At 62.2% G+C, this 13992-nt stretch carries 10 protein-coding genes; 6 read left to right on the top strand and 4 right to left on the bottom strand.

Translation table 11 applies throughout. The features are described from left to right. Window positions 1–11: 11 nt before the first annotated feature. Together QWY84_RS06130 and QWY84_RS06125 are read right to left on the bottom strand one after the other, a co-directional pair. Complete coding sequence (locus QWY84_RS06130; protein WP_290201577.1) at window positions 12–1055, bottom strand: FemAB family XrtA/PEP-CTERM system-associated protein; 1044 nt, start codon at window positions 1053–1055, stop codon at window positions 12–14. Continuing rightward, window positions 1055–2203: a glycosyltransferase gene (locus QWY84_RS06125; protein ID WP_290201575.1), complete on the bottom strand. Its 1149-nt coding sequence runs from the start codon at window positions 2201–2203 to the stop codon at window positions 1055–1057. The genes QWY84_RS06130 and QWY84_RS06125 overlap by 1 nt, the downstream gene beginning before the upstream one ends. A gap of 325 nt (window positions 2204–2528) precedes the next feature. On the opposite strand from QWY84_RS06125, the gene QWY84_RS06120 reads away from it, so the two are divergent. From QWY84_RS06120 to QWY84_RS06095, 6 genes are all read left to right on the top strand, one after another. Next, window positions 2529–3275, top strand: a complete 747-nt coding sequence (locus QWY84_RS06120; protein ID WP_290201574.1) for a PEP-CTERM/exosortase system-associated acyltransferase — start codon at window positions 2529–2531, stop codon at window positions 3273–3275. Window positions 3276–3360: 85 nt separating this feature from the next. Then, complete coding sequence (locus QWY84_RS06115; RefSeq protein WP_290201572.1) at window positions 3361–5118, top strand: SPOR domain-containing protein; 1758 nt, start codon at window positions 3361–3363, stop codon at window positions 5116–5118. A gap of 42 nt (window positions 5119–5160) precedes the next feature. Next, window positions 5161–6003 carry an outer membrane lipoprotein-sorting protein gene (locus QWY84_RS06110; protein ID WP_290201570.1) on the top strand — a complete coding sequence of 281 codons (843 nt, stop codon included), beginning with the start codon at window positions 5161–5163 and terminating at the stop codon, window positions 6001–6003. Window positions 6004–6026: 23 nt separating this feature from the next. Further along, window positions 6027–8294: an efflux RND transporter permease subunit gene (locus QWY84_RS06105; protein WP_290201568.1), complete on the top strand. Its 2268-nt coding sequence runs from the start codon at window positions 6027–6029 to the stop codon at window positions 8292–8294. A 544-nt stretch (window positions 8295–8838) separates the two neighbouring features. Further along, the gene (locus QWY84_RS06100; RefSeq protein WP_290201566.1) at window positions 8839–9681 is read left to right on the top strand and encodes a THxN family PEP-CTERM protein; all 843 of its coding nucleotides are present in this window, start codon (window positions 8839–8841) and stop codon (window positions 9679–9681) included. A 199-nt stretch (window positions 9682–9880) separates the two neighbouring features. Further along, on the top strand, window positions 9881–11554 hold the full coding sequence (locus QWY84_RS06095) for an FAD-binding oxidoreductase (RefSeq protein ID WP_290201564.1): 1674 nt from the start codon (window positions 9881–9883) through the stop codon (window positions 11552–11554). 67 nt (window positions 11555–11621) lie between these two features. On the opposite strand, the gene QWY84_RS06090 is transcribed toward QWY84_RS06095, so the two are convergent. Together QWY84_RS06090 and QWY84_RS06085 are read right to left on the bottom strand one after the other, a co-directional pair. Then, entirely contained in the window at window positions 11622–12341 is a 720-nt protein-coding gene (locus tag QWY84_RS06090) for a PEP-CTERM/exosortase system-associated acyltransferase (RefSeq protein WP_290201563.1), read from the bottom strand. A 698-nt stretch (window positions 12342–13039) separates the two neighbouring features. Continuing rightward, entirely contained in the window at window positions 13040–13942 is a 903-nt protein-coding gene (locus QWY84_RS06085; protein ID WP_290201562.1) for an XrtA system polysaccharide deacetylase, read from the bottom strand. Window positions 13943–13992: the final 50 nt, after the last annotated feature.

Raw genomic sequence — 13992 nt, 5'->3', positions numbered from 1 at the left:
TCCGGATTGCATCAGGGAAGCGCGCGAATGATGCGTGGCCCGATGAACGTTGTGACGGATACCGGCAGCCGCTGCCAAGCGGCGATCAGGAGCTGGTACTTCGTACTCTCCGGCGATAGGCTCGGCATGGACGCCCCGTCACGCAACCAGTAGTGCCAGTAGAGTGGCACCGCGTGAGCACCCCACTGGCGTTTGAATCGGTGAGTGCCTGAATCCGGCGACGAGCGCCCGAAATCGAATGTGTCATGTCCGAGCTCAATGGCAAGGCGCAATGCCTCCCAATATAAGAGCATGTTGACGCTGTGGTGGTTGTATTCCCGCAATGACGACGCCCAGGGAATATCCAGCCGGCCGTAGCCGCCGAGCATGAACCCGGCGGCGGCGGGGGTGCCGGCGAGATAGACGACGACGATGTAGACCTCCGGGTAACCCTCGAGTACTGCGGCGAAGAGGGACTTCGGCTGAGCGGGCATACCGAGATCGCGCATATTGCGCGCGTAGACGGCGTAAAAGTCGTCGAGGAATTCTCGTCCGCCGGTTTTTGCGACAGCACCTGCCTTGATGGGCCGGCGGATCTGAGCGCGCAGCTTGGACCCAAAACCTCGCCACAGCGCATCGGCGGAGTCCGGCAAAGACAGTTGCATGTTGACCTTGTCGCTTCTGCACGCCCAGTCCCCATCCCGGGGTTGGCAATCCCGGAACTCCGCATGGCTTACGCCAAGGTCTTTCGCCAGCCCACAGGCGTCCAGCATCAGCGCCGTCGCAACTTCATCGCTGTCCGCCAATGGGCCGCTGTAGGTCACATAGGGAAGAGACACCAGAAAGTGCCCGAACAGGCGACTTCGCAGTTCAACCAATGGCAGGACACCGCACACCTGCCCCACGGCATCTACAGCAACACGGTAATGCGGCCGATGCCCACTGACATCGTGCAGCACGTCGCGCATGAACAGTTGATGATAGGGCGAGCCCGCAGCATGGGAACAGGTGTAGCGCTCCCATCGGGTCTCAAACTCCGGGGTCAGGGCCTGGACGGTGACGGCTGTCGGATGCATCAGGCCCCTTTCCTCGCCGACCGTTGAACCGCTTGTTCGTAGAGGCGTTCGTACGCACTGACCGTACTTTGAATACTGAACGCCTCCTCGACCCTGGCGCGTGCCTCATGCCCCAGAGCCTTGCGGCGCTCGTCGTCCCTGAGCAGTTCACAGACTGCGTTTGTGATCGCCTCTGGCTCCTTCGGAGGGACCAGGATACCGGCCTGACCGTCGGCAAGCACCTTGGGGACCGCCCCGACAGATGTTGCGAGAATACACCGGCTTGCTGCCATCGCTTCCAGCAAGCCGATCGGCAGTCCTTCGGACTCGGAAGGCAGCACATAGACATCCATGGCATGAAGCACATCGACGACATCGTTTCGTCGGCCTATGAATCGCACATGGCCTTCAATGCCGAGAGCCTTGGCCTCAGCTTCATGCTCTTGCTGTAACGGGCCGCCCCCCCCAATCACGAAGCCTGCACGGGGGAACTGCCGCAGAATACCTGGAATCGCCTTCAGAAAATGCGTAATCCCCTTCTGGCGACGGTGCATGGCAAGCACGCCGACCACGTGATCGAACTCTGCCAGTCCGGTTTCCCGCCGCCACTGTTCAGTCGGTATGGACGGTTCGTCGAACCGATTGACGTTGATACCGTTATCAATCACCGATATCCGCTGCTCGGCAATCTTCTCGTAATGGACGAGATCGGCCTTGGCGGCATCGGAGACGGCGACCATGGCGCTGACCCAATAGGAAGCCAACCATTCCAGGAGCATGTACTTGCGCTTGTCAGGCCACGTGGGGCGGGTGTGGTCGGTGTGGACCACATGGATCGGCGCGAACCGCCTGAGCCTGGCAAATAGCGTATCAACAAGCGGCCCGGTGTTGTGGGTGTGCACGACATCGATCCCTTGCGAGCGGATCAACCGCTCCAACCGCCCGAACGAAGAGTACTTGCGGGACTGTGCAACCTCCTCGTTCAAGGCCGTTACAGGAACACCCGCTGCCTCGACCTCGGGCGCCAGGTCCCCTTTGTACTTGAGGCAGGCGACAAAGGGCTGGAACCTGCTCTTGTCCATGCTCAGGCAGATATCGACGATCAGCCGTTCCAGGCCGCCGTAGTTCAGGGAGCTGGTGACGTGCAGAATGCGGATCGGGCGAGACAATACGATGCTCCTGTTATCATAGATAGCATAAGGGCTGATGAGGTGGCCAGTCACCGTTTGTCCCACAGGCTTGCGTTGAAATACTACACTCTCAACCAGGCCTGCTGCTCATGGCACCTCACTTGGAGGATTGGCGCCCCGGCATACTATCTCATGGCTCCGCTACAACCCCGAAAGGCGGATTGGTGGAACTCGCCGAGACCCGGGGATCTTGGGGTGGCTTTACTGGCGAAGCTACCGGGGGATGGGGGCCAGGATAACCTGGATGTTGGCCCTGTCGCGCCCGCATGGCTTGAGTGCGTCTACGTGAATGGAGTCCATCTGCATGAGTGAATCATCCCCATGGGAGGCGCTGCCGCGATACTTCAGCTACGAGCGAGCGTCAACTCCACGTCAGTTGGAGGAAATTTTTCGTTTACGCTACGAGGTGTACTGCCGAGAATTCGCGTTCGAACGTCCAGAGGACTGCCCCGGCGCAATGGAGACAGATGAATACGACGCTGTCTCCTTGCATTGCCTTTTGCGGCATGCCAGGAGCAGGACGGTAGCCGGTTGTGTCCGGGTGATCGTTCCGCCCGACAAAGGATCCGAGCTCCCGATGGCGGCATTTTGCGGAGACAGCTTGGAACCGGGTCCGTTCCATCCCGGAAATCACCCCAAGGACCGCATCTGCGAGATCTCCCGCCTTGCCGTAACTGCTCGCTTTCGTTGCCGTCCCGGGGAGAAGCGCAGCCCCGTCGGTAACCCGGATCCTGACGGTGTCGATGACCGCGAAGCGCGCACTCTCCCCCTGATCGGGATTTCCATGTTCGTCGCTGCGGCGGCGCTGGTGCGAGTCGCCAAGCGGGAGCATGTGTACGCCATGATGGAACCCAAGCTGGCGCGGCTGCTGGGGCGCTGCGGGATTCACTTTCAGCAAATCGGTGAAATCGTGGACTATCATGGGACTCGGGCGCCGTACTACATTCACCTTCAGCAGGCTGAACGCGATGGCAACGCCAATCTGCAGATGCTCTACGCCTTCATGCTTGGCCAGCTCGATGGCAGCGACCCTTCTAAGGCCGGCTTCTGACACCCGTGCTCCACTGGCTACAGGACGCCGCACCCTGCACCTTACCGCGACACGTCTGCTTGTAGCTAGTGTACTGGCACTCGCCATGGTCTCCACCGAATCCATGGCGGACGCCGAGCACCGTGAAGACTTCACCCTCCGGTGTCTGCCGGAAGCCGAGGCGCGGGAGGAAGCCGCACGACTGGAGGGGGAAGGCATGACGGTGACGCGTATCCCGGTGTGGTGCCGCGCCGGCCTTGACGAGATCCGCATACGCGGTTTCTCTAGCGAGGCTGCGGCGGCACGCGCGGCCAGGCAGCTTGATACGAACGACGCAACCGCCACCAGTTTCGCGGATGCCGACGGAACCTACGGTGTCGTCGTTGGCCCATTCGGCAGCGAAAACCGCCTGCAGCGACACCTCAGGCTCGTTCAGGATGCAGGGTATCGAGATCTGGAAATCGGTCCGCCGGCGCAGCCAGTCCGCGTCTTTGAGCTACGGGTGACGGCCGACGCGGCAAACGAACCGGAGGCATTCGACTTCGGTGCCCCTGATGACAGTAACGCCGAGCGCATGGACACACGCGAGCGCGGTCGCGACAAAGACGGGCGGCAAGTTCGCTTCGGGCTCGACGAGGGCCGGATGGAGGGCGGCGTCACGACATCGTCCGACGCCCCAGCCAGCAGCAGCAACCACGCCATGCTGGCCGTTAGAAGCAGCTATGAACCGTTCCCTTTCCTGGAGTTTCGCGCCGGCGCACGCGTCGACGTCGTTGGCCAGACGGGGGATGAAAGCCTGGAATCGGCGCGCCTGGATTACGAGGACACCTTCGTCCGCTATCGCACGGACGAGGTGCAATTGACGATCGGCGCACAGACTCCCAACTGGGGGAAAATGGACGAACAGCCCCCGACGGACCGGCTCGCCACCCGTGACCTCACCCGCTTCAATCTAGATCCGCTAGAGGATCGCTACCGTGCGTCACCCGCTGTCCGGTTTGAGACCACGCTGGCCGGCCATCGCGTGGACGCCGTGTTCCTGCCCTTGTTCCGTCCCGCCACGCTGCCCCACGACGACAGCATCTGGCACCCGGTCGACCAGCGGGAAGGCCGGTTGCTGGGGCGACGCCAGGACGATGCGCTCGCGGTTCTGGTTCGCGAGGGAGACTTCAACGACGACGTGAGCGGCGATGGCGGCGGCGGCATCCGGATCAGTCGTGAAGGCCGGGGGCTGGATTACGCGTTCACGATTCAGCGCGCCCGCCGGTCGGCACCCTACTATGAGCTGGACGACGACGCCCGTCAGGCCCTGCTCGAAACCGGAGATCCGGCGGCCGCGCTGGACGCCGCGGACGGGGACACGTTTCGCGCTCGCCACCCGCGTACCTTTGTTGTCGGCGGTGACCTCGCCTTCAGCATGGGCGGGGTCACCTGGCGGGCGGAGGGCGCCTGGCTCAGCGACGTGCCGGTGACCACGAACGATTTGGCATTTGACACGGTCGAAGCCATCGACTGGGCGGCCAGCATGGAGAGTTTCCCCGGTGACGGGGAACTGCGGGTCACCCTTCAGTTCAGCGCACAGCACCTGCTTGGAGCCGAAGGGATCCAGGAGGACACCGAGAGCTACTACTTGGGCGGCGAGATCGAGAGGACGTTTGATCGGGGCCGGTGGCGGGCGCGGCTCCGGTTCTCCCACCGGCTCGACCGGCGGGATGTCTACGCGAATCCCGAGATCGCCTATACCGCGATACCCGCGCAGGAATTCTATCTCGGCGCACACTACTACGAAGGAACGGACCGCACCGCCGGCGGTTTCTTCCAGGACAACCGGCTCATCGTGGCTGGATGGCGCGGGGAGTTCTAGTAAACACTGGACCAGGTCAATCAATCCCCGGGGGCAACGGACATGAATCATGCAAGCAAGCAGAGGCGGACGCGATCGAAAGCGCTCGTGGCCCTTATCGCAGCAGGGCTCATCCTGACACTCTCGGCCACTGCGGCGGAAGCGGCGGACACGGATGCTGGGATGGCGCTCGCGATCGACGTGTACGAGCGTCCCGATGGCAACGACGCGGCCACCCGAGGATCGATGATCCTCCTAGAGGAAGGGCGCTCGCCGCGGGAGCGGGAGATGGTCACTCTGAGGCTCGACCGGGGCGATGGCGAGACCCGGACTCTGATTCGTTTCGACAGCCCCGCCGATATCCGCGACACCGCGTTGCTGATGCACGACCATGCGCGCGACACCACGGACCAGTGGCTCTACCTGCCGGCACTGGACCGCATTCGCCGGATCGCCTCGAACCGCCGCGGTGGGCGTTTCGTTTCCTCGGACTTTTTCTACGAGGATCTGCAGGATCGTCATCCCTCGCAGGACGTCCACCGGGTGACCGGAACCGAGACGATCGATGGGGCGGAAACCACAAGACTGGAGAGCGTCCCGCGGGATAATGGGGAGGAATCCGTCTACTCGCGACGGGTCCGCTGGATCCACGAGGAAACGCTCATTCCCATCCGGGTCGACTTCTACCAGAACGGCGAGGAGCCAACGAAACGGCTTGAGGTCCAGCGGATCGAGCGCCACCAGGGCTACTGGACGGTGATGAGCAGCGTCATGACGGATCTGGAATCCGGTCATCGCACGGAGTTGCGGATTGACGCCGTCACCTACGACCAGGGGATTCCCGATCGCCTCTTCGTGACAGAGACGTTGCGCGACGCGGACGCAGCAGACGACTATATCCCCTGAGCGATTGCCCACAGACGCCGCCCATGCCGTACGCGATGCTGCGATATCCACGCCTGGCTCTGTGCATCCTGGTACTGGTGGTTGCGGCGCCGCTGGCCGTGCTCGGAACTCTGGAGGTGGACAACGCCCCGGAAACCTACCTTCCCGAACACGCCGATGCAGTGCAGTTTGAGCGCGCGCTGCGAGAACGCTTTCCGTCGGAGGAAGTACTGATCGCCCTATTCGAGGGAGAGCGGCTCTTCGATCATGACTTCCTGCAAGTCCTCCACGACACGGCGCGCGAGCTGGAAGGCCATTCGCTGGTGGAGCGGGTGCTTGCGGTCACGACAACCGAAAGCATCCGCGCCACACCCGACGGTTTCGCGGTGGAGCCCCTTGTAGATGGCAACGCCCCGGAAACGAGGCCGCCGGAAGACTGGCGAACTCGAGCAACGGAGGACCGCAATGCGGCGGGCCTCCTTGTCTCGACGGACGGCGCCGCCTATGCCCTGATTGTCCGGCCCCAGGATCTTCGCGGAAGCCTCGATCGACGGGCGGTGGAGCGCCTGACCCGTGAGGCGATTGCTTCCTCAGGGCTCGCGACAGAGCTGACCGCCGTGGCGGGACCCATCGCGCTCGATGTTGCCCAGCTACGCGCTATGGTGCGGGATAATCTTGTTTTCATCCCCGGTGTGCTGCTGCTCGGGCTGGCGCTCCTGTGGCTGCTGTTCCGCCGCTACCTGGTGCTGTTTGCGGCAATCGCCACGACCGCCGCCTCCGCGCACACGGCCCTGGCGATGGTCGCCCTGCTGAACCAGCCTTTCAACCTGATCCAAACTATCACCGCTCCACTGCTTGCCGCCATCTCCATGGCGGCGCTTATGCACCTGTTCAACGGTATGCATCAAGCGACCCGCACCGGACTCCGCGGTCTCCCCCGCATGGGGCATGTTCTGGCCGCGGTTCACCGCCCGATCCTGTTCACCGCACTGACCACAGCAGCGGGACTCGCGTCCCTCGCCCTGAGCCCGATTCAGCCGATTGCAACGCTGGGAATCTCCGCCGCGATCGGAGTGCTCGTGATCTACTTCGTCGTCACTTGGCTGTTGCCGGCCATTGTGCTGCGTTGGGACCACGGCGAATGGGACACCAAGCGTGGCCAGCTCCGGCACCTGGACCGGGTCACAAGGCCGCTGACACGCTATGCCTTACGTCACCCCCTGGCCGTGGTGATCGGGACGGTCGTCATCTTGGCCATCGGCCTGCCGCAGTTGCGGCACATCACGGTGGAAACGGATCTGTACCGGTTCTTCGACCAGAGTCACTCACTCACACAGGCGACCGAACGCGTCGAGGACACGCTGGGCGGCGTCATGCCGATGGAGATCGTGTTCGACGCCCCCCCAGGAACCGATCTTCGCGATCCGGATCACCTGCGCGTAGTGCAGCGCTTCCAAGAGTGGCTAGCGGCGCAACCAGAGGTGGATTACACGTTCTCTCTGGTGGACGTCATCGAGGAGATGCACCAGGCGTTTCACGACGGCAATCCCGACTACCGCCAACTGCCGGACAACCGCCAGATCATCGCTCAGTATCTACTCATCTATGACGGTCGTGACCTGTATGACATGGTTGACCGCGACTTCGAGCGCGCGCGCTTGGTGACCAATCTCAACATCCATGGCGCCTCGGAGCTGGCCGCCTTCACTCAACGCATGCGGGACGAGGTCGGCGTGCAGGATACGACAGGGATCCGGTGGACTACCGCGGGCACCGGGAGACTGTTCGCCGATCAGGTACAGTTGCTGATCGAAGGGCAGATCCGCAGCCTTGTGGTGGTGATCATCCTCGTGTTCTTATTCATGGTCCTGATCTGGCGCTCGTTGCCCGCCGCAGCGCTGTGCATGATTCCCAACGCGGCCCCGATACTCTGCATTTTTATCACCATGGGGACCTTTGGCATTTGGCTGGACACGGGAACCGCCATGATAGCTAGCGTTGCGGTGGGCATCGCGGTTGACGACACCATCCATCTGTTTCACGCCTACCGCCTGAGACGCGCGCGGGGTGCAGGCACGGTGTTCGCCCTCGCGCGCGCTGTCCGGGGCACGGGCCGGGCGCTTTGCGCGACGACCCTGGTGCTCTGCCTGCAGTTCCTGCTCTTGACTACGTCCGACTTCCAGCCGACCCAGGCCTTTGGCCTACTCACCGCAGGCGCGCTGGCCGCCGCGCTGCTGTTCGATCTGCTGCTGCTTCCCGCCGTCCTGTGCCTCTTCCATGGGCGCACGGCAGCAAGGACACGCGCTTGGTGACCGAGCACACGTGCCATTGCGCATCTGCCATGCGACGGAAAGCACGCCCTGCGGCCATACGTGCGGTAGGCGGCCCAAGACCTCCCTTATTTACACAGGAACGCTCCGCCCCGACGCCGACCGTCGACATTCTTTACAGCACATCGCATTCCATGCTGGCGACAACGGCAGGACCCACATCCCGTGTCCGTACTGCCCGTTCAACCGCGAACACGGGCCCGGGCCCTCTTTCCGAGGCGACAAGCCGATCCGAAACCCGGGTTGGCCACCTACGCGTCCGGGGCTCGCATGCCGGATTGCTGGGACACCAGGCCGGGATTCGCCCCAGGAGCGTCAGTTCTCTTTACGGGTGGTGGGCACGCATCGGGTTCAAGGCCAAGACTGTAGCCAGGGTGCAAAGCTAAGTTTCTGTATTTAAACATTAAAAAAGTAGCTGGCATCAGGATTGCAAACTTGATGATCGAGGCAGACCATACGGAAGAGTGCATCGCAACTGGACACGACAGACGTCTATTCGACGGATCAAACACGCGTTTCGGAGGGAATGAACATGAAGAGCTTACACGTTGCCGTAGCCGCAGGCGCCGCGCTGGGACTGGTCACCGCACCGGCAAGCGCGGAACTGATCACGGACTGGGATTTCAATGGCTCACTGGAATGGGTCACCGACGGGGGCGGCGCTCCGACATTCACTTCTGGCGACGGCGGAGGAGGCACATCGGTCAGTAGCAGTCTCCTTAGTTGGGGGGCGGCGGACGACGACAACTTTATCGATGACGATGGCAACTTCATCAACGTAGACGCTAACGCCTCCAACAGCCGAAGCGCACTGGAGATCGGAGACACGTCCTTCTCCGGCAGCCTGCAGACTAATGGCGCGGCACAAGATACCGCCGAGGTCACGCACTTTAATAACGCCATACTGTCTTCGTACCCATTGCTGCAAAGTGCAAGCCTGCTGAGTTCGCTCACGCTGACGCAGGCTGCACCTCCCGGCGATGGTTCATTCGACGATGATCGGACGTTCCCGATATTCTTTACCGAGACGTTAAACCAAGACTCCTGCTTCGAAGGGTCAGCGTCGAATTGCGACGATATCTTCTTGCTCGGTGGCGACCCCAGTGATCTGCAGGAGAGCTTCGAGGTTGATGGCTGGCTTTATACAGTGTCCATCGTTGCCGCTGGGCTCGGTACACTGAACGATGAGGCCTGCGACGAAGCGGGCGCTGGTCCGGGCTGTTTTGGCTTCATGACAGAGGAAGACCAGGCAACCACGGCACAATTCCAGCTCCAGGTTTCCGCGACCCAGGTACCGGCCCCGGGCGCTCTGGGCTTGCTTGGTGTTGGTCTGCTGGGAATGGGTCTCGCTGCTGCCCGGCGGCGCTGAAACGTCTGGGAAAGACTCTCATTTTCAGTTAGCAAACAGGGGGCCGCTCTCGGCTCCCTGTTTTTCGTTGTGGCTGTATCGCGCCGCGATACCCTGCATAATGGGGCTTCAAGTTCCCGGTTAGGGTGCGGGATACCCCTTGCAGGCGTAGACAGGGCGGGACCGCAGTCGGGGTCGGCGCCCGGCCCAGAGAAACCCAATGGCACCGTCGAACACGTGGGCAACCTCTCTTGATCAGGCCACCGAAGAGTGGACCCGGCTTCTCGGGGAGAGCCATGTCCTGGGGGATCGGGAGCCAGCCGACGGCGCACTGGGACACACCTTCCCTCACGATGCCCGCATCGCGGTGGAACTCCTTCCGGGCACCGTCACGGAAGTGCAGGCGTGCGTGCGTATCGCGGCCCACTACGGCATCCCACTGTACACGGTCAGTACTGCACGGAACTGGGGCTACGGGACCCTTCCGCCGGACTGCGGCGATTGCGTTGTCCTGCGGTTGAGCCGCCTGGACCACATCCGTGAATACGACCCAGAACTGGGGACCGTCTCGCTGGAGCCGGGCGTCTCTCAGGGGCAACTGGCGGCGTTCCTGAACGCAGAAGGCGACCAGTACTGGCTCGATGTCACAGGCTCAAGCAGCCATTGCAGTGTGCTCGCGAATTACATCGAACGCGGCTTCGGGCACAGCCCGTACGCGGACCACTTTGCCCACGTCTGCGCGCTCGAGGTGGTCACGGCGGATGGTGATCTGCTGCATACCGGGTTCGGCCGTTTCGACAACGCCAAGGCGAAGGACGCCTACCGCTGGGGCGTCGGCCCGTATCTCGACGGTCTGTTCTCCCAATCGAACCTCGGTATCGTGACGGCGATGACAGTATGGCTAATGCCGAAGCCGGAGTACTTCCAGTACTTCCACGTGACCTTGGCACGGGAAGACGACCTGCACGGCTGTGTCACCGCGCTTCGTGAGTTACGGCGGCAAGGATTCGTTCGCAGCGCGGTCCACATCGGCAACGCGTACAAGATCTATAGCGCCCTCAACCCGACCTTCCCGTGGCAGAAGACCGGCGGACGCACGCCGCTGCCCCGGAAGCACGTCGATCAGGCCCTGGAGCGCTCTGGTGCCGGGCCGTGGAGCTTCTCGGGCGGTCTCTACGGCACTCGGGCACAAGTCTCCCTGGCACGCCGTGAGATTCGGCGGAGAGTTCGCCGCGAAGTAAAAGTCCGCCAGATTCGCTTTCTCGATGAGCGCCGATTGGCATGGATGGAGCGACTGGCGGCCCCCCTGACCGTTGTGTCCCGGACTCCAGTCCGGCGGATCACCGAACTGCTGCGTGCGCTCACGGGCATCAAGACTGGCGTCCCCACCGAAGAGATGCTAAAGAGCCTTTACTGGCGACACACCGGTGGCGTGCCCAGTGAACCGGACCCGGACCGCGACCGGTGCGGTCTGCTTTGGTGCGCTCCGGTCGCGCCGCTGAAGGGCGGCGATGCAGTTCAGCTCAACGCCATCGTCAAAGAGGTTTTCGACAGACATGGTTTCGAGCCCATGATTTCCATGACCGTCATCTCGGAACGGGCCCTCGATTGCATCGTCGCCCTTCACTATGATCGCGGGGTGCCCGGAGAGGACAGCCGTGCCCTGAGCTGCCATCGCGAACTGCTCGACGCCTTGACCGGCGCAGGATACTACCCGTACCGCCTCGGCAGCCATGAGATGGAGCCCATCAACCACAAAAGCGCGGCGGCATGGAACCGGCTCATCACTCGGCTCGGTCACGCGCTCGACCCACAAGGGATTCTCGCACCCGGCCGTTACCGGCCGGCCCGCTCCGCAGACGACCCGGACGTGGAAGGGACGGACGAAATCTGACCGCGTCCATCGAGCGTACGTGGGCCTGGACACTTCCGGCCACGCCGCCCTGGAACACCTTCCCCTGTCAGTTTGCGGCTGCGTGCGCCGTTGCCTGCGACATGGGAAGCGGACTCTCGTTCGCGAAACGCTCCGCCAAGCGGATCAGATCCGGATTCCGCCGGGCCACTCCCTGCCAGACATCCCGCAGGTCGGCCAGCACCGGTTGACGGGTGCCGCGGAACTCAATGACTGAACCGATCGGCTGGCAAGTAATACCGAGGCGACGCAGGAAACGCGGAAGGCTCGCATCCAGTAAGCCGACCCAATGTGTGACGCCATAACGCCAGCTCTGCGCGAAGATCATGGCAATCACTCCCATCGACACATGAGCCGAGCCAACATCCTGTTGCGATTCGACGACACGGTTGAGGTTCCGGGTAACAGCAAATCGCGAGATTTCCGCCAACTGGACGTACTCCATAGCCCGCAGCCGAGCGAGACGTTCCCTGACCGCCGTGCAACCATGGGTTTCTACCGGCAGGCTCCTCTGTGCGCCTGGGTCATCCAGCACGACACGGGAAACCCCTAGCGGCGAGCCGCAGAGCCGATTGCGGACAAGGATCTGGAGCGCACGGTCGTCGTGTTCATCCCTTTCCAGGCCGTCAGGAAAACTGTCGTCCGGTTCGAAGCCTCGCTCCTTGCAGTACACCTGGTGTCGTAATCGGAAGGCCAGCTCTTGGGAGGCTGGGTTGTCAACAAGCTGAGCAAGCAAAACATGGCCATACACGGACGAGAGGTCGTTCATGTGCGGTGCCCTCACAAATGCGCAGATGGAAGCGCGACTGGAGACGCAATCCAGTCCGAACTCGACATCGGTTCTCGGGATAACGCTTGTGACAGCACGCGCGCAAAAACCAGGCCAATCATCAATAATTGAATAAAATCCAAGGGTTAGGTCACCTGCAACCCGGCCAAGGAAACCGCGGGAGAGCGGAAACCTGTCGTCGTTTTGCGACGAACCGAACAAGCATGCTCTGAACTGCACTTTAAGCCGCTGTTAGAATTACAATTTTCTGGTGTCTTTGATGAACGACAGCCTACAGGCAGGAGGCCCCATCGAAAGTCGTTGCGTGAGGGTGTGCGCAACGGTAGCGCGCGACCAAGTCGTCATGGGGGTAGAGCGGCACCGGCGCGCCGGGCACCAGAATTGATCCGGTACGAACGGTTCCGGCCATTCAAGTCCACCAAGTCCAGCACGGGCACGGGTGTCGTCAACCGAGGATCCCATCAATTTTGTCCGGCAGAGCAACAAGTGTCGGCGCCTTTGTGCATCTAATCAAGAGCGTCCCATGCCATCAGTACCGAGATAATCGATACCTATTACTATTAGCGGACGCGCAAAAGCATTGCTATCCTGCGGCGCCTTGTGCTGCAAGCCTTCTTTGCGCAGGTCGCCATTGAGGCGTCTCGGAGCCGTGATGGCCTATAAATAACAAAGTACTACTAGCTCGCTGCCGTCGGCTCCGGGCGATGCTCCGCAGCGGGCGCCGAGGGTCGCAAGGACTGCTCGGCTAGGATCTCGGTGACCGGGCCAAAGGGAAATGCGCCGAGAAGCTTGTCCAAACGAGGATAGAAGCGGTCGAGGTTGTTGTAGTGACGGAACCGCGACTTCCAAGGCAGTCCCGGAACGCGTGGCTGGTCCGGGTCCACCTCCCAAGGGTGCAGGTAAAAGATGAACGGCTGACCGCGGGCGTTTATCGTGCCAAGCCCCCAACGACTGAACCAGTAGGGGAACAGTCGAAAATACCCGCCCCCCGCGATTGGCACCCGCTGGCCGGCGACTCGTAACGTCGAAAGCGGAAACTCCACCAGCTCCGCGCCGCCGTCGGTGGTCAGCCGGTAGGGCTGCTCGGGTGTGCCTGGCATGCCGTAGGTATCGTGATGCACGGGGAACAGGCTTGAGTCCCAGCTAAAGCCCAGCTCAGCAAGAACGTCCAGCGCCCAGCGCGACTCCGGTGTAATGGAATAGCTGGCCGCCCGATAGCCGGTAACGGGGGAACCGATGATGTCTTCAAGCAGCACTTTGGACCGCCGTGTCTCCTCGCGGAAGACGGCAGGTGTCTGATTGTAGACAAGCTGGTGACTGTAGCCGTGGGAGGCGATCTCATGGCCCTGATCAGCAATGCGGCGCACGAGATCCGGCTGACGCTCAGCGATCCAGCCGAGCACGAAGAATGTTCCGTGCACATCATGCCGGGCGAAAAGGTCCAAAACCCGGTCAGTGTTCCGTACGACGCGGCTCGGCCAGCGCTCCCAGTCCTCCGGCGGAATCGCGCCGGCGAGCGCGCTGACCTGGAAGTAGTCCTCCACATCGACGGTGAGCGCATTGCGAATCGGCTGAGCCATACGGTGGGAGCGCCTCTTGACAACCTCGGTGATTGGCTCGTCGCTAAACT

It is taken from the genome of Aquisalimonas lutea, from assembly GCF_030409225.1.
GTDB lineage: Bacteria > Pseudomonadota > Gammaproteobacteria > Nitrococcales > Aquisalimonadaceae > Aquisalimonas > Aquisalimonas lutea.
The sequence above is the reverse complement of the archived record's forward strand: the minus strand, read 5'-3'. Positions and strand labels throughout refer to the sequence as shown.